This window comes from Pseudomonas meliae (genome assembly GCF_001400515.1).
In the GTDB taxonomy this organism is placed as follows: Bacteria; Pseudomonadota; Gammaproteobacteria; order Pseudomonadales; family Pseudomonadaceae; genus Aquipseudomonas; species Aquipseudomonas amygdali.
Genome location: NZ_LJQT01000049.1, coordinates 1 through 14,860 on the forward strand (window position 1 = coordinate 1; position 14,860 = coordinate 14,860).

Annotated in this window: 11 protein-coding genes and 1 pseudogene; 6 read left to right on the forward strand and 6 right to left on the reverse strand. The window is 59.0% G+C overall.

The genetic code is table 11. The features are described from left to right. A partial coding sequence (locus ALO64_RS02280) for a pyridoxal-phosphate dependent enzyme (RefSeq protein WP_157058615.1) occupies positions 1–335 on the reverse strand: 335 nt, incomplete at its 3' end. A 121-nt stretch (positions 336–456) separates the two neighbouring features. Between ALO64_RS02280 and ALO64_RS26100 the strand changes: the two genes are divergently transcribed. Then, positions 457–876, forward strand: a complete 420-nt coding sequence (locus ALO64_RS26100) for a hypothetical protein (protein WP_010208991.1) — start codon at positions 457–459, stop codon at positions 874–876. A gap of 6 nt (positions 877–882) precedes the next feature. Here ALO64_RS26100 and ALO64_RS02290 read toward each other — a convergent pair whose 3' ends face one another. Beyond that, positions 883–1,923, reverse strand: coding sequence for an AraC family transcriptional regulator (locus ALO64_RS02290; RefSeq protein WP_044343540.1), 1,041 nt, complete (start codon positions 1,921–1,923; stop codon positions 883–885). Between the two features lie 2 nt (positions 1,924–1,925). Next, positions 1,926–3,059, reverse strand: coding sequence for a nitrilase-related carbon-nitrogen hydrolase (locus ALO64_RS02295; RefSeq protein WP_002552718.1), 1,134 nt, complete (start codon positions 3,057–3,059; stop codon positions 1,926–1,928). A gap of 203 nt (positions 3,060–3,262) precedes the next feature. On the opposite strand from ALO64_RS02295, the gene ALO64_RS02300 reads away from it, so the two are divergent. The 3 genes from ALO64_RS02300 (at position 3,263) to ALO64_RS02310 (ending at position 7,758) form a co-directional block, all read left to right on the forward strand. Then, positions 3,263–5,302 (forward strand): NADPH-dependent 2,4-dienoyl-CoA reductase, encoded by a 2,040-nt coding sequence (locus tag ALO64_RS02300; RefSeq protein WP_044343541.1) that lies wholly within the window; start codon positions 3,263–3,265, stop codon positions 5,300–5,302. Between the two features lie 25 nt (positions 5,303–5,327). Beyond that, positions 5,328–6,272, forward strand: a complete 945-nt coding sequence (locus tag ALO64_RS02305; protein ID WP_044343542.1) for a 1-aminocyclopropane-1-carboxylate deaminase/D-cysteine desulfhydrase — start codon at positions 5,328–5,330, stop codon at positions 6,270–6,272. Between the two features lie 148 nt (positions 6,273–6,420). Further along, the gene (locus ALO64_RS02310; RefSeq protein ID WP_044343543.1) at positions 6,421–7,758 is read left to right on the forward strand and encodes an MFS transporter; all 1,338 of its coding nucleotides are present in this window, start codon (positions 6,421–6,423) and stop codon (positions 7,756–7,758) included. A gap of 260 nt (positions 7,759–8,018) precedes the next feature. On the opposite strand, the gene lpxH is transcribed toward ALO64_RS02310, so the two are convergent. After that, positions 8,019–8,771 carry a UDP-2,3-diacylglucosamine diphosphatase gene (gene lpxH, locus ALO64_RS02315; RefSeq protein WP_054991645.1) on the reverse strand — a complete coding sequence of 251 codons (753 nt, stop codon included), beginning with the start codon at positions 8,769–8,771 and terminating at the stop codon, positions 8,019–8,021. Further along, complete coding sequence (locus ALO64_RS02320; protein ID WP_004661308.1) at positions 8,768–9,271, reverse strand: peptidylprolyl isomerase; 504 nt, start codon at positions 9,269–9,271, stop codon at positions 8,768–8,770. The genes lpxH and ALO64_RS02320 overlap by 4 nt, the downstream gene beginning before the upstream one ends. Before the next feature lie 208 nt (positions 9,272–9,479). Here ALO64_RS02320 and ALO64_RS02325 point away from each other — a divergent pair, with 208 nt between their 5' ends. Together ALO64_RS02325 and cysS are read left to right on the forward strand one after the other, a co-directional pair. Next, positions 9,480–11,174 carry a glutamine--tRNA ligase/YqeY domain fusion protein gene (locus tag ALO64_RS02325; protein WP_044343545.1) on the forward strand — a complete coding sequence of 565 codons (1,695 nt, stop codon included), beginning with the start codon at positions 9,480–9,482 and terminating at the stop codon, positions 11,172–11,174. A gap of 19 nt (positions 11,175–11,193) precedes the next feature. Continuing rightward, entirely contained in the window at positions 11,194–12,576 is a 1,383-nt protein-coding gene (gene cysS / locus ALO64_RS02330; protein ID WP_044343547.1) for a cysteine--tRNA ligase, read from the forward strand. Positions 12,577–12,713: 137 nt separating this feature from the next. Here cysS and ALO64_RS02335 read toward each other — a convergent pair. Next, positions 12,714–14,571, reverse strand: a pseudogene (locus tag ALO64_RS02335) (sigma-54-dependent Fis family transcriptional regulator). Positions 14,572–14,860 lie beyond the last annotated feature (289 nt).

Consider the following 14,860-nt stretch of genomic DNA (forward strand, 5'->3'; position numbering starts at 1 on the left):
ATTTCCGGGGTGGTGCGCGGCATGACGATAGTCGCCAGAATGCCCAGTTCACGCGCTGCCAGTGCCAGACCTTGCGCGTGGTTACCCGCCGAGGCCGTGACCACGCCGCGTGCGGCCTCTTCTGCGGTCAATTGCGCCAGCTTGTTGTACGCGCCGCGAATCTTGAAGGAGAACACCGGCTGCAGGTCTTCGCGCTTGAGCAATACCCGGTTTCCCAGCCGCTCGGACAGCTGGCGAGCGCCGTGCAGCGGGGTTTCGATAGCCACGTCATAAACACGGGAGGTGAGGATTTTGCGGGCGTAATGATTGAGCAGATCGTGCTGGCCTTGGCTCATCGCGTCGCTCCCTCATACATGCGCAGGGCGGCAACAGATGGCAGACCGCTAATCAGGTTCAGGAAGGCGCGAAGGGCGATAGAGCGAGGGATAACGATCATGTCTGACTCCTGGTTCAATAATGTTGCCCAGGAGACAGAAGAAACCCGCCTCCAGGGCGGGTTTTTGCAAACGTCGGCTAACCCGCCATGACTGGAATGACGGTAATAATAATCTGGCCGAGGTTTTGCTTGATGAGGTTCATGGCCCTGAGGTTAGGTCGACACGGGCCTGCAAGTCAATAGTGCCTGGCTGGCCGCGTATCGAGAGACGTGCTGAATCGGCGACGATCTTTTTCGTCTGTTTGATAGGGATCAACATTTTTATTTCACATTGGCACTTTAATGTTGATCTTGCGGTCAGTTATTTCAGCTTTAATTATCACCCATACTCAATCAGCCAAGAGGGCGAAGAAATGGACGAATACCAGGAAGAACTGCTTGAATACCGTGCATCGGAGCTGGACCCGGTAGAGCCTGCCGACGACGCTACCGAGTTATGAAAGGCTTCATGCGCTTTGGCGCTGGCTGCGGCGGAACTCTCCTGGAGTCTGTGCGTTCCAGCGTTTGAAGGCGCGTTGAAAGGCTTCGGCAGAAGCGAACCCCAGCAGGTAGGCGATCTCCCCGAACGCCAGTTCAGTGTCGCGAATATAAGTCATCGCCAGATCACGCCGCGTGTCATTGAGTACGGCGCGAAAGCATGTGCCTTCCTCGGCCAGCTTGCGTCGCAGTGTCCAGGTCGGCAGCTTGAGCCTTGCCGCCACCTCTTCCAGATCCGGTTCCCTGCCACCGTTCAATAGCGGCCCAAGCAATTGAATAATGCGTTCACGCAAGCTGCGGGTACGGGTCTGTTGCTCCAGTTCGCCTTCGCATAATTGCAGCAAATGCCGCCAGGTACTCGGGCAGTGGTCAGGGTTGCGTAATGCAAGACAGCTCTGATCCAGGCGCAGTTGATTGGTGGCTGCGGCAAATATCACCGGGCTGTCGCTTAGGCTGGCGTATTTCGCGGCGTAGTCAGGCGCATCGAATTCGATCTCGACACGTTGTGCACGTAGTCTGGTGCCCGCCAGTGTTGAGAGCTGAGCCAGCCAGCCAGCCAAAATCGAGTCCACAACAAAGCGGTTGTAAGCGTTATAGGGGCTGATTGAATAGAAGCGCATCCAGGCGCCTTGCGCATCCTCGTGAAAGCTCGACTGACCGCGATAGTTGGAGGCATACAATGGCTCGAAACGGATCAGCGTGCGGGCGGCCTCGCGCACTGTGGGAGCCTGGGCGGCGGTCACGCCCGCCAGACCTGCATGCGCGAAACGACTGAGCTGGCCCATGTGCAAGCCGAGCCCGGGCTGGCCGGTAAGCTGTATGGCAGCATGCCCCAGGCGCATGTAGCGTGGGATAGACAGTCGCGCACGCGCCTGACTCAGGCGGGCGGGGTCCAGACCGTACTGCTCGAGCAGCGGATCAGGATTCTTGCCTAAGCGAGTGATCGCACCGGCCAGACTCTGGATGTAGCCCACCGACAGGTCACCAAGGCGCAGGGTCAAGGGCGGCATCGTCAAAGCCAGAGGTTGATCAGGCGGGCACCACCAGCGGGGCCATTGTCAGACGACGGTTCGGCAATTGTCTGACCTGCGTGGCTGGCAAAACTTTGCCCGGCAACGCCCTGATTCCAGAATTGCCCGCGCATGAACACGCTGACCCCTGCCTGTGCACTGCTTTGCGCTGGACGGCCGATCAGGGTCAGGCGATGCCAGGCTTCGCCCTCGCTTGGATTGTCGGCTGCCATATCGATGCTTGAGTGCCGAGGCTTGCGCCACGGTTCGGACCAAGTGGCCTTGCCGATCACAAAAGCAGGCACCGCAATCAGCTGCGCACCGCTCTGATTCAAGCGTGCGTAATTGTCCGCGTACCAACTGTCGCTACCGATCAGCACGGCCAGACGCCCTGCGGGCGTGTCGAGCACATTCAATGGTGCGTCGCTCGCCGTGTGCACGTAGCGTTTCTGAAAACGGTCCGGGTACAGCTGACGCTGAGGCTGGCCGAGCGGCTGGCCATCGCTGCCGAATGTCAGGCTGCTGTTGTACAGGGCGCCTTTACCGACTTTCAACTGACCGTTTTCAACGCTTGGTTCCGGCAGCACAATCGAGCCTGCCACCAGTGTTATGCCGAACTCTTTGGCCAGACCGCCGAACAGTGCCTGATAGTCGCGTGCCATCGATCGTGCCTTGAGGCGCAGATGGGCGTCATCCAAACGGTCCTGGCCTTCGGCACTGAGCATCGCCGTGATGAATTGCAGCGGATTGCTCCAGGACAGCCAGTCCATCGCTTCATCGACTGTTGCTGCTTGATAAAGCTCATCCTTCTCGCCACTGGCGAACAGCCAGGTGCCGATATGCTCGGGGAGTACTACCACCGTTCTGTGGTTGATCAGCCCGTAATCGCGGGCCTGTTGCAGATAGGCGGCCAGCTTGCGGTGCAGTCGGTCAGTGTTCTGGTAGTCCGTGGGGAACAGCTCCGGCTCGATGCCCAGCATGTTTCCGCGTTCACCGGGCTCGCCTTCATTGATTGCCAGGCGAATGCGCAGATCGGACAGGTAGTGGCCCGCCGGACGTTGTCCGGTCCAGACTGCGTAGCTGACAAGGCTGGCTATGCTCAGCAGGATCAGACAGATGGCGAAGAGTTTGCGCATAAAAAGGCCGGCTGGCTGCCATCAGGGAATTGTCGACTAGGGTAGGACGACGTCAGTCGCTTGCCAAGTGCCGCTGCGCGTTTGGATCAATAACTTGTCACTTTCGGTCATTGAGTGTGGGGCTGGATGCGTCTTTACTGTTGCCCATGAGAGGACCCGCAGAGGTCCTTGTTTTCCCGTGATTGACTCGATGGAGCTTCGCCATGACTGCTGCTCATTACCCGCACCTGCTGGTCCCGCTGGACCTGGGCTTCACAACCTTGCGCAACCGGACCTTGATGGGCTCGATGCACACTGGTCTTGAAGAGCGGCCGGGTGGTTTCGAGCGCATGGCGGCTTATTTTGCCGAGCGGGCACGCGGCGGGGTCGGGTTGATGGTGACCGGCGGGATCGCGCCCAACGAAGAGGGTGGCGTCTACGACGGTGCGGCAAAACTCACCAATGCCGAAGAGGCGGAGCAGCATCGCATCGTTACCCGTGCCGTCCACGAGGCTGGCGGCAAGATCTGCCTGCAGATCCTGCATGCCGGTCGCTACGCTTATAGCCGCAAGCAGGTTGCGCCGAGTGCTATCCAGGCACCGATCAATCCGTTCACGCCGCGTGAGCTGGACGAAGAGGGCATCGAAAGGCAGATCGCTGATTTCGTGACCTGTTCCACGCTGGCCCGCAGTGCCGGGTATGACGGTGTCGAAATCATGGGTTCGGAAGGCTATTTCATCAATCAATTCCTCGCCGCACATACCAACCACCGCACCGATCGCTGGGGCGGCAGCTATGAAAACCGCATGCGCCTGGCGGTCGAGATCGTTACGCGGGTGCGTGAGGCGGTCGGTGCGGATTTCATCATTATCTTTCGACTGTCGATGCTGGACCTTGTGGAGGGTGGTAGCACCTGGGAAGAGATCGTCCAGCTGGCCAAGGCGGTCGAACAGGCGGGTGCGACGCTGATCAACACCGGGATCGGTTGGCACGAGGCACGTATTCCGACCATCGCCACCAAGGTGCCGCGTGCAGCGTTCAGCAAGGTCACTGCCAAACTGCGTGGTTCGGTGAAGGTGCCGCTGATCACTACCAACCGCATCAATACCCCGGAAGTTGCCGAGCGCATCCTCAGCGAAGGCGACGCCGGCATGGTCTCGATGGCTCGTCCTTTTCTGGCCGACCCGGAATTCGTCAACAAGGCTGCGGCGGGGCGCGCCGAACGGATCAACACCTGCATCGGCTGTAATCAGGCCTGCCTTGACCACACCTTCGGCGGCAAGCTCACCAGTTGCTTGGTCAACCCGCGCGCCTGTCACGAGACTGAACTCAACTACCTGCCCACCCGGCAGGTGAAGAAAATTGCCGTGGTGGGTGCCGGTCCTGCCGGTCTGGCTGCTGCAACCGTTGCTGCACAGCGCGGACATGAGGTGAAGTTGTTCGATTCGGCCAGCGAAATCGGCGGCCAGTTCAATATCGCCAAGCGCGTGCCGGGCAAGGAAGAGTTTTCCGAGACGCTGCGTTACTTCCGCAACAAAGTGGAAGAAACCGGCGTGCAGTTGCGCCTCGGCACTCGCATAAAAGCCGAAGACTTGCTGGGGGCTGGCTTTGACGAGGTGATTCTGGCAACCGGCATCGCACCGCGCACTCCTGCCATCCCAGGTATCGATAACCAAAAAGTGCTCAGCTATCTGGATGTCATTTTGCAGCGCAAGCCGGTCGGGCGCAGCGTGGCAGTGATCGGCGCAGGCGGTATCGGTTTCGATGTGTCGGAATTTCTCGTGCATCAGGGCGTGGCCACCAGCCTGGATCGTGAGGCGTTCTGGAAAGAGTGGGGCATCGATACCACGCTTGAAGCGCGCGGCGGCGTGGCCGGGATCAAACCTGATGTGCACGCCCCGGCACGCCAGGTGTACCTGCTGCAACGCAAGAGCTCCAAGGTGGGCGACGGCCTGGGCAAGACCACCGGCTGGATTCACCGCACCGGGCTGAAAAACAAGCAGGTGCATATGCTAAACAGTGTCCAGTACCTGAAAATCGACGATGCCGGGTTGCATATTCGCATTGGTGAAGACGGCGAGGAAAAGCTGCTGGCGGTAGATAACATTGTGATTTGCGCCGGGCAGGACCCGTTGCGCGAGCTGTATGACGATCTGGTCAGCGCCGGGCAAAGCGTCCATCTGATCGGCGGTGCAGACGTTGCCGCCGAGCTGGATGCCAAACGCGCTATCGATCAGGGTTCGCGTCTGGCCGCTGCGCTCTGATTGAGCTTGTCTGTAAACTGCGCGGATGATCGTTGACGCCCTTGACTGGCAGCCCACTGCTGCGCTGCAACGCTTGAACCTGCCCTGGCTGCAAGATGCCGGGGTCGAGGTGGCGATCCTGCGCCTGGACCTTATTGACTCGCTCATCAGCGGCAACAAATGGTTCAAGCTCAGCGAACACCTGACCCAGGCTGTCGAGGCGGGTGCAGAGGGATTGATCAGCCTGGGCGGCGCACACTCCAATCATCTCCATGCTCTGGCAGCAGCGGGCAGGCGCTTCGGTTTCCCGACGGTGGGCCTGTTGCGTGGTCACGCCCAGCAGACGCCGACGTTACTGGACCTGCAAGCTTTTGGCATGCAATTGCATTGGTTGGGTTATGCGGGTTATCGAGCACGACATGCTGCGGATTTCTGGCTGCCCTGGCAGGCGCAATATCCTGAGCTGTATCCGATTGCCGAAGGCGGTGGCGGGCTTGCCGGTGCGCTGGGCTGCGCAAGGTTGCGGGAGATGGTCGATAGCCAGCTCGGGCACCTTGGCTGGGACGATTATCACGGCTGGTGGCTGGCAGTCGGCACAGGCACAACGCTTGCCGGTTTGCTGTTGGCCGAGGCCGGCGCCCATCCGGTATATGGCGCGATGGCGGTGCCGGACGATCATGGCGTTGCTCAAAACATCGTGGCTGTGTTGAAAGAAGCCGCAGGGTCGCAGGTGAACGCCTCGCCGAACCTGCCCGCTGCCTGTGTCCTGCTGGAGGCCAGCCGGGGCGGTTTCGCCAGAACCGATGCCGCGCTGCTCGACTTCATCGCCAGCAGCGAGGCGCATAGCGGCGTACCTCTGGAGCCCTTGTACACCGGCAAGGCTTTGCTGGCCCTGCACGATGAGGTGCTGGCCGGTCGGTTCAAGTCAGGCAGCCGCCTGGTCCTCGTCCATACCGGTGGCCTGCAGGGGCGGCGCGCGATGGGCCTGTAAGCCTTGTGGCAGAGCCTTTGGCATGAATTCTGCGCAGATCGGTGGCGAGACGTCGGCCATGACTACGTGGATGACACTTCTGGAGTGAGGCATCCGGGTCGCTGTCTCGATAATTGGTCCATTCCAGATCAATACGCTGAGGTCAGCCATGACAACTACCGCCGTAGAGCAAGTCGATCCTGCCACGCTGAAAAAGGTCATCGTCGCGGCGGCCATCGGCAACTTCGTCGAATGGTTCGATTTCGCCGTGTACGGCTTTCTGGCAACCACCATCGCGCTGCAATTTTTCCCCAGCGGTGACAGCAGCGCCGCGTTGTTGAAAACCTTCGCCGTGTTTGCCGTGGCCTTCGCATTCCGGCCATTGGGCGGGATTTTCTTTGGCATGCTGGGTGACCGCATCGGGCGCAAGAAGACCCTGGCGATGACCATCCTGTTGATGGCAGGCGCGACCACACTGATCGGTCTGTTGCCGACGTATGCGGCGATTGGCGTGATGGCGCCGATTCTGCTGACCGTGATTCGCTGTGCGCAGGGTTTCTCGGTCGGAGGGGAGTATGCCGGGGCCTGCGCCTACCTCATGGAGCACGCTCCGCGCACGCAGCGGGCCTGGTACGGCAGCTTCGTGCCGGTGTCGACGTTTTCCGCCTTCGCTGCCGCAGCAGTGGTGGCTTACGCGCTGGAGTCGTCACTGTCGACCGAAGCCATGGGCAGTTGGGGCTGGCGCCTGCCGTTTCTGATTGCAGCGCCCTTGGGGCTGGTCGGCTTGTACTTGCGCTGGAAGCTCGACGAAACCCCGGCCTTTCAGGCTGTCACGCAAGAGCACGCCGTGGCTCACTCGCCACTCAAGGACACCTTGCGCCATCATGCAGCGGCCATGTGTTGTCTGGGAGCGTTCGTGTCGTTGACGGCGCTGTCGTTCTATATGTTCACCACTTACTTTGCGACCTACCTGCAAGTGGCCGGCGGGTTGAGCAGGGCGACGGCGCTGCTGGTTTCGTTGATCGCACTGGCCTTCGCCGCTGCTCTCTGTCCGCTGGCCGGTGCCTATTCGGATCGGGTAGGCCGTCGGGTCACCATGGCAACGGCCTGTACTCTGTTGATGGTCGTGGTGTTTCCGTCATCCCTGATGGCCAGCTCCGGCTCGTTCATTGCCTCGATCATCGGGGTCATGCTGCTTGCTGTGGGCGCAGTGCTGTGCGGTGTAGTGACGGCAGCGCTGTTGTCGGAAACCTTCCCGACCCGCACCCGCTATACCGCCTCGGCAATCACCTACAACATGGCCTACACCCTGTTCGGCGGCACCGCGCCGCTGGTGGCGACCTGGCTGATCGGTGTCACGGGCAGCAACCTGTCGCCAGCGTTCTACCTCATTGCCGTAGCCGTATTGGCGATGGCTGGCGGTCTGGCCTTACCGGAGACCTCGAAAATCTCGCTGCATGACGTGCCCGTTGCAGGCGAAGAGCCGGTGATGGGGTCGATCGCCTGAGCGTCACGATCTGCATGCCATATAAATAGCAACTGCCAACGCAGTGCGTTTCAACCGCGATGGCACTGGCGACGCAGAGTGCGACCTTAGTGACACGGCGAAGGAATCCGACGAAGTCGGGCCGGAAACAGGAGCGAGGGGCTTTGGTTGCTATGGCCCCTCAAAGTAACTCGCCGAGGGGTGAAAAAGGTGACCTGAGTCGAACCCCAATCCACCTGACATCGCAGAACCGCTGTGCTCTCAGCCGCGTTCCCGCGCCATCAATTCAACAGCGCAGTCGTCTCGGGCATAAAGTCGAATGAGTTCAGACTGAAACCCTGCTCATCCACCTGCAACACCCAGCCCTGACGATCCCAGTCGCCCAGCACAATGCGCCTGGCTGCCTGATCGCCAATCTGCAACTTATGAATCGCGGGGCGATGAGTGTGGCCGTGGACCAGAGTACGCACGTCGAACTGCTGCATGATCCGCGGCACCTCGTCTGGCGTCACATCGACAATATCATTGGCCTTCATACGGGTTTGCGCACGGCTTTCATTGCGTAACTTGCGCGCCAGCTTGTGCCGGGTGCCCAGCGGCAAATGGCGCAGAATGAAAAGCGTCAGCGGATGGCGCAGATAACGGCGCATCCGGATGTAACCTTCATCGCGGGTGCACAGGCTATCGCCATGCATCAACAGCACGCGCTCACCGTTCAACTGCACGACGCTCGGATCGCTCAACAGGGTGCAACCCGCTGCCTTGCAGAAACCCTTGCCGATCATGAAGTCGCGGTTGCCGTGCATCAGAAAAATTCGTGTGCCGCTGTCACTCAATACGCGCAGGGCCTTGCAGATTGAAAGCTGAAACGGTGACATGGCGTCGTCACCGATCCAGACTTCAAAGAAATCCCCGAGGATATACAGCGCCTCGGCTTCGCGGGCGCGGCCCGCGAGCAGATCCAGAAACGCCCGGGTAANNGTAATGTCCGGGCGCTCCTGTTCAAGGTGCAGATCGGAGATCAGCAGTATCACTCAACGATCTCGGCTTTCTCGATGATCACGTCTTCTGCAGGCACGTCCTGATGACCGGCTTTGCTGGTAGTCGCAACGCCCTTGATCTTGTCGACGACATCAGTGCCTTCGATCACTTCACCGAATACAGCGTAACCCCAGCCCTGAACGGTCTTGGCGCTGTGGTTCAGGAAGGCGTTGTCAGCCACGTTGATGAAGAACTGCGCAGAGGCCGAATGCGGCTCCATGGTGCGGGCCATGGCGACGCTGTACTTCTTGTTCGGCAGACCGTTGTCGGCTTCGTTCTGGATGCTTGGGCGCTTGTCTTTCTTTTCTTTCATGCCAGGCTCGAAACCGCCGCCCTGAACCATGAAGTTACCGATTACACGGTGGAAAACCGTGTTTTCGTAGTGGCCAGCGTTAACGTATTCGATGAAGTTGGCTACAGTCAGTGGCGCCTTTTCTGCGTTCAGTTGCAGAACGATGTCGCCGTGGTTGGTGGTCAGCTTTACTTTGGACATGTGGAAAGTCGCTCTAATAGTCATGCATGAATGGGCACATTATGACCCTGACGCGCAGTTTACGGACGAGGTTACATTTTTCAGCGCTTTTGCAGCTTTTATGCCCTCAAATGTGCACTCTGTTGTCAGGGACTTGACAGCTTCGGCTATGATAAGCGCTTTGATTTAGTCGGCCTACCCTGGCCGCGCACGTATGTCCAAGGATCCTATGAGCAAGCCCACTCCAGAACCCGCTGCCCATTCCAAGGCAGGCCCAGCCGTACCGACCAATTTCCTGCGTCCAATCGTGCAGGCAGACCTGGACTCGGGCAAGCACAGTAAAATCATCACGCGCTTTCCGCCAGAGCCCAACGGTTACCTGCACATCGGTCACGCCAAGTCGATCTGCGTGAACTTCGGTCTGGCCAAGGAGTTCGGTGGCGATACGCATCTGCGTTTCGATGACACCAACCCGGGCAAGGAAGACCAGGAATACATCGACGCCATCATGAGTGACGTCAAGTGGCTGGGCTTCGAGTGGGCGGGCGAAGTGCGCTACGCCTCGCAGTATTTCGACCAGTTGCACGACTGGGCGGTCGAGCTGATCAAGGCAGGCAAGGCTTACGTTGACGATCTGACCCCCGAGCAGGCCCGCGAATACCGCGGCACCCTGACCGAGCCGGGCAAGAACAGTCCGTTCCGTGAGCGCAGCGTCGAGGACAACCTCGACCTGTTCGCGCGTATGAAGGCTGGTGAATTCGAAGATGGTGCCCGTGTACTGCGTGCCAAAATCGACATGGCCTCGCCGAACATGAACCTGCGTGACCCGATCATCTACCGCATTCGTCATGCGCATCACCATCAGACCGGCGACAAGTGGTGCATCTACCCGATCTATGACTTCACCCACGGTCAGTCGGATGCCCTTGAAGGCATCACCCACTCGATCTGCACCCTGGAGTTCGAAAGCCATCGTCCGCTGTACGACTGGTTCCTCGACAACCTGCCGGTGCCGTGCAAACCGCGTCAGTATGAGTTCTCGCGGCTGAACCTGAACTACACCATCACCAGCAAGCGCAAGCTCAAGCAACTGGTTGACGAGAAACACGTCAGTGGCTGGGATGACCCGCGCATGTCGACGCTGTCCGGTTTTCGTCGTCGTGGCTACACGCCGAAATCGATTCGCAATTTCTGCGAAATGATCGGCACCAATCGCTCTGACGGGGTGGTCGATTTCGGTATGCTCGAATTCAGCATTCGCGACGACCTGGACCACAGCGCGCCGCGCGCCATGTGTGTGCTGCGCCCCCTGAAAGTGGTCATCACCAACTATCCGGAAGGTCAGGTCGAGAAGCTGGAACTGCCGCGCCATCCGAAAGAAGACCTGGGCATGCGCGAGCTGCCGTTTTCGCGGGAGATCTACATCGATCGCGACGATTACATGGAAGAGCCACCAAAAGGCTACAAACGTCTTGAACCCAATGGTGAAGTACGTTTGCGTGGCAGCTATGTGATTCGCGCCGACGAAGCGATCAAGGACGCAGAGGGTAATATCGTCGAGCTGCGTTGCTCCTACGATCCGGACACCCTGGGCAAGAACCCTGAAGGCCGCAAGGTCAAGGGCGTTGTGCACTGGGTGCCAGCGGCCGAGAGCGTTGAATGCGAAGTGCGTCTGTATGACCGTCTGTTCCGCTCCGCCAACCCGGAAAAAGCCGAAGACGGCGCGAGCTTTCTGGACAATATCAACCCTGATTCCCTGCAAGTGCTGACCGGTTGTCGTGCTGAACCATCATTGGGACACGCGCAACCGGAAGACCGTTTCCAGTTCGAACGCGAAGGTTATTTCTGCGCGGACATCAAGGACTCGAAACCTGGTCAACCAGTCTTCAACCGCACGGTCACGTTGCGGGATTCCTGGACCTGAGATGTCCGAGGGGCAGATAGTGCTTTCTATTTACAACACGCTTACCAAGAGCAAAGAAGTATTCAAACCTCTGGATGGCAACAAGGTGCGCATGTACGTCTGCGGGATGACCGTGTACGACTACTGCCATCTGGGCCATGGGCGCAGCATGGTGGCGTTCGATCTGGTGACTCGCTGGTTGCGCTTCAGCGGTTACGAGCTGACTTATGTGCGCAACATCACCGACATTGACGACAAGATCATCAATCGTGCGCGTTACAACGGTGAGTCGTTCGACGCGCTGACTGCGCGCATGATCGACGCCATGCACGAGGACGAGGCGCGCCTCAATATCCTCAAGCCGGACATGGAGCCGCGTGCCACCGATCATATCCCCGGCATGCACGCCATGATCCAGACCCTGATCGACAAGGGCTATGCCTACGCGCCGGGTAACGGCGATGTGTATTACCGGGTCGGCAAGTTTCAGGGTTACGGCAAGCTGTCACGCAAGAAGATCGAAGACCTGCGCATCGGCGCGCGGATCGAAGTGGATGAGTCCAAGGAAGACCCACTGGACTTCGTGCTCTGGAAAGGCGTCAAGCCTGGCGAGCCGAGCTGGGAGTCGCCATGGGGCGCAGGGCGTCCGGGCTGGCATATCGAATGCTCGGTGATGTCGACCTGCTGCCTGGGTGACACCTTCGATATTCATGGTGGCGGCAGCGATCTGGAGTTTCCGCACCATGAAAACGAAATTGCCCAAAGCGAAGCGGCCACCGGCAGGACCTACGCCAATGCCTGGTTGCACTGCGGGATGATTCGCATCAATGGCGAGAAGATGTCCAAGTCCTTGAACAACTTCTTCACCATCCGCGACGTGCTGGAGAAATACCATCCGGAAGTGGTGCGTTACCTGCTGGTATCCAGCCACTACCGCAGCGCGATCAACTACTCCGAAGACAGCCTGCGTGAGTCGAAGGCGGCGCTGGAACGCTTCTATCACGCGCTCAAGGGGTTGCCGGTTGCCGATCCTGCGGGTGGGGAAGCGTTCGTCGAGCGTTTCAGCACGGCGATGAATGATGACTTCGGCACGCCGGAAGCGTGTGCGGTACTGTTCGAAATGGTCCGTGAGATCAATCGTCTGCGTGAATCCGATGTCACCGCAGCGGCGGGTCTGGCGGCGCGCTTGAAGCAGTTGGCCAGTGTGCTGGGTGTTCTGCAGCTCGAAGCCGACGACTTTTTGCGTGCAGGCGCGGAAGGGCGGGTCGATGCGGCGCAAGTGGAAGCGCTGATTCAGGCACGTCTGGCTGCACGCGCGGCGAAGGACTGGGCCGAATCCGACCGGATTCGCGACCAGATCACCGCCATGGGTGTACTGCTGGAAGACGGCAAGGGCGGCACGACCTGGCGTTTGGCGGACTGATCAAATAAGGCGGCTAGTGACGCGGAGCATGGGAACGAAATGACCCGGAAGACTATCGTGCCCACGCTCATCGTGGGCATGCTGTTCTGGACGCTCCGCGTCCGATCCTCGATGTGCGGTCTGCCGAAAGCCAAAAACTAGACAATCCGCTGTTCCCGCAACCGTTTGTATAGCGTGTTGCGGCTTACCCCCAGACGTTTTGCCAGCTGTGAAATATTTCCGCCAGCCGCTTGAAACAGTTGGCTCAGGTCTTCTGTCGTGTGAAGGCGCACAGTGGATTCCTGAGTTTTCACCGGCTCTCGGCAGTCCTCATCCATGCCCATATCCAGCAGAAAATCCTCCGGCAGGTGCTCGGTACTGATCGGCTGTTCATCTGCCAAAGCAAGCGCCACCTGAATCACGCTGTTGAGCTGACGAATGTTGCCCGGCCACGGGTGATGTTCGAATAGCTCGAGAACCTCTCTGGAAAACCCTGCCCGTTGATGAGCGTCGCGATGCCGCTCCCAGATACGCTGGATGAGTGCATGTTTGTCGGTGCGCTCGCGCAACGGCGGCAACTCGATGTTGAGCCCACTGATTCGATAATAAAGGTCCTGGCGAAAGTGCCCCGTCTGAACCTGATCGCGCAGGCTGCGATTGGTGGCTGAAATCAGGCGTATGTCTACCGGATATAATTCACTGCTGCCCAACGGCTGAACGCAGCGTTCTTGCAGCACACGCAGCAATCGCGCCTGTACCGGCAGGGGCATGTCACCGACTTCATCCAGAAACAGCGTGCCTTTGTCGGCTTTGCGAATCAGGCCAATGCTGCCTTTTTGACTGGCACCGGTGAACGCCCCCCTTTCATAGCCAAATAGCTCGGCCTCGACCAGTTCGGCCGGGATCGCCGCGCAGTTGACAGCGATCAGCGGCTGAGTGGCGCGGGTACTGGCTTGATGCAGGGCTTTGACAAACACTTCCTTGCCGACCCCGGTTTCCCCGTGGATCAGCAGCGGGATGTCTTTTTCCAGCAGCCGCTGCGCCTGATTGACGGCTTTCTCGATTTTTGCATCACCCAGGCTGATCGCCTCCAGATCTAGGCTCCGCGGCGCGACAGGTGCCTGAGCCGGTTGGACGCTGTGCAGCTTCAGCGGCTTGCGGGTCGGACGCTTGAGCAGACATTGAAAGCGATTGTTGCCAAACGCGTGCAGCGCAAACGGCCGCGCTTCTGTCTCGCTGAGCAGTTGCAGGATCGGGCATTTGAACAACGTTTCGATACTGGCACCGGACGGCGTCGTACCCAACAAATTGTCAGCGCGTCGATTGGCGCAAAGGATCTGGCCGCTTTCGTCAAAAATCAGCAGGCCTGCCCATTGGCTGTCGAGATTGTTCAGGCCCGTATTGAAGATCAACTGATAGTGGGAGTCGCGGAACTGATCGAGGATCAGTCGGTTTTCCACCGACTGGCTCATCATCTTGACCATACCCAGGGTATGCGAGGGGGGCAGGAAACTGTCACTGGATACATCCAGCACGGCAATGATCCGCCGATCGGCATCGAAGATCGGTGAAGCTGAACCGGTCATGAAGCGATTCGCCTTGAGGAAGTGCTCGTCCGGTTCAATGTGAATGGCCTGCTCACAGGCCAGTGCTGTGCCGATGGCATTGGTGCCGGTGCCCCGTTCGCTCCAGCTGGCGCCAGCCATGAAGCCCTGTGCCTGAGAAGACTCGACGAAGCGTTGCGCGCCCCAGGATTTGAGCAACTGGCCTTGAGGGTCGGCCAGCAGAATCAGGCAATTGGAGTTGCTCAGAATGTTTTCATAAACCGGCAGGACTTCCTTCCTGATGGGTGGTCTGCACCAGCCCGTGATGGCGCTCCAGCAGCCTGGAAACCTCAGCGTTCGGCAGTTGGCCGAATGAAGGGCGCGTCTGATGGCTGAGACCGAAATCCCGGCAGCGCCTCCATGAATCCTGAATGATGATGTCGTGAACGAGCGAAGCGCTGGATTGAGACATTAGGATGCCTGCGAATATGACGTGTTGTTTTTGTTTTTAGGTCCCGTCGGCGTGACCATCCTTGCCCGCAACGTCCGTCCAGTGTCGTTCAGTTTTGTTCAAAGTCAATGTTCATTTTGTTCAAGTGTTCAGTGTTTACTGTTCATTATTGTTCAGCTGTGAAAGCGCTTTCGCCCCATGAATACAGGGGAAGGCTCTGTTTCGCGGCTCGCAAGCAGTCTGGCCGAGCTGGCACGAATGTCGCTATCTGCAAACAGTCACGCATTCACCCTTAAGTATCCTCTGAAAA

Excerpts from the sequence above, each read along its gene's own strand:
- ALO64_RS02325 (WP_044343545.1), top strand. The coding sequence starts at position 9,480 with ATGAGCAAGCCCACTCCAGAACCCGCTGCCCATTCCAAGGCAGGCCCA.
- ALO64_RS02300 (WP_044343541.1), top strand. The coding sequence starts at position 3,263 with ATGACTGCTGCTCATTACCCGCACCTGCTGGTCCCGCTGGACCTGGGC.
- ALO64_RS02320 (WP_004661308.1), bottom strand. The coding sequence starts at position 9,271 with ATGTCCAAAGTAAAGCTGACCACCAACCACGGCGACATCGTTCTGCAA.
- ALO64_RS02305 (WP_044343542.1), top strand. The coding sequence starts at position 5,328 with ATGATCGTTGACGCCCTTGACTGGCAGCCCACTGCTGCGCTGCAACGC.
- ALO64_RS02295 (WP_002552718.1), bottom strand. The coding sequence starts at position 3,059 with ATGCGCAAACTCTTCGCCATCTGTCTGATCCTGCTGAGCATAGCCAGC.
- ALO64_RS02310 (WP_044343543.1), top strand. The coding sequence starts at position 6,421 with ATGACAACTACCGCCGTAGAGCAAGTCGATCCTGCCACGCTGAAAAAG.
- ALO64_RS26100 (WP_010208991.1), top strand. The coding sequence starts at position 457 with ATGTTGCCCAGGAGACAGAAGAAACCCGCCTCCAGGGCGGGTTTTTGC.
- ALO64_RS02290 (WP_044343540.1), bottom strand. The coding sequence starts at position 1,923 with ATGCCGCCCTTGACCCTGCGCCTTGGTGACCTGTCGGTGGGCTACATC.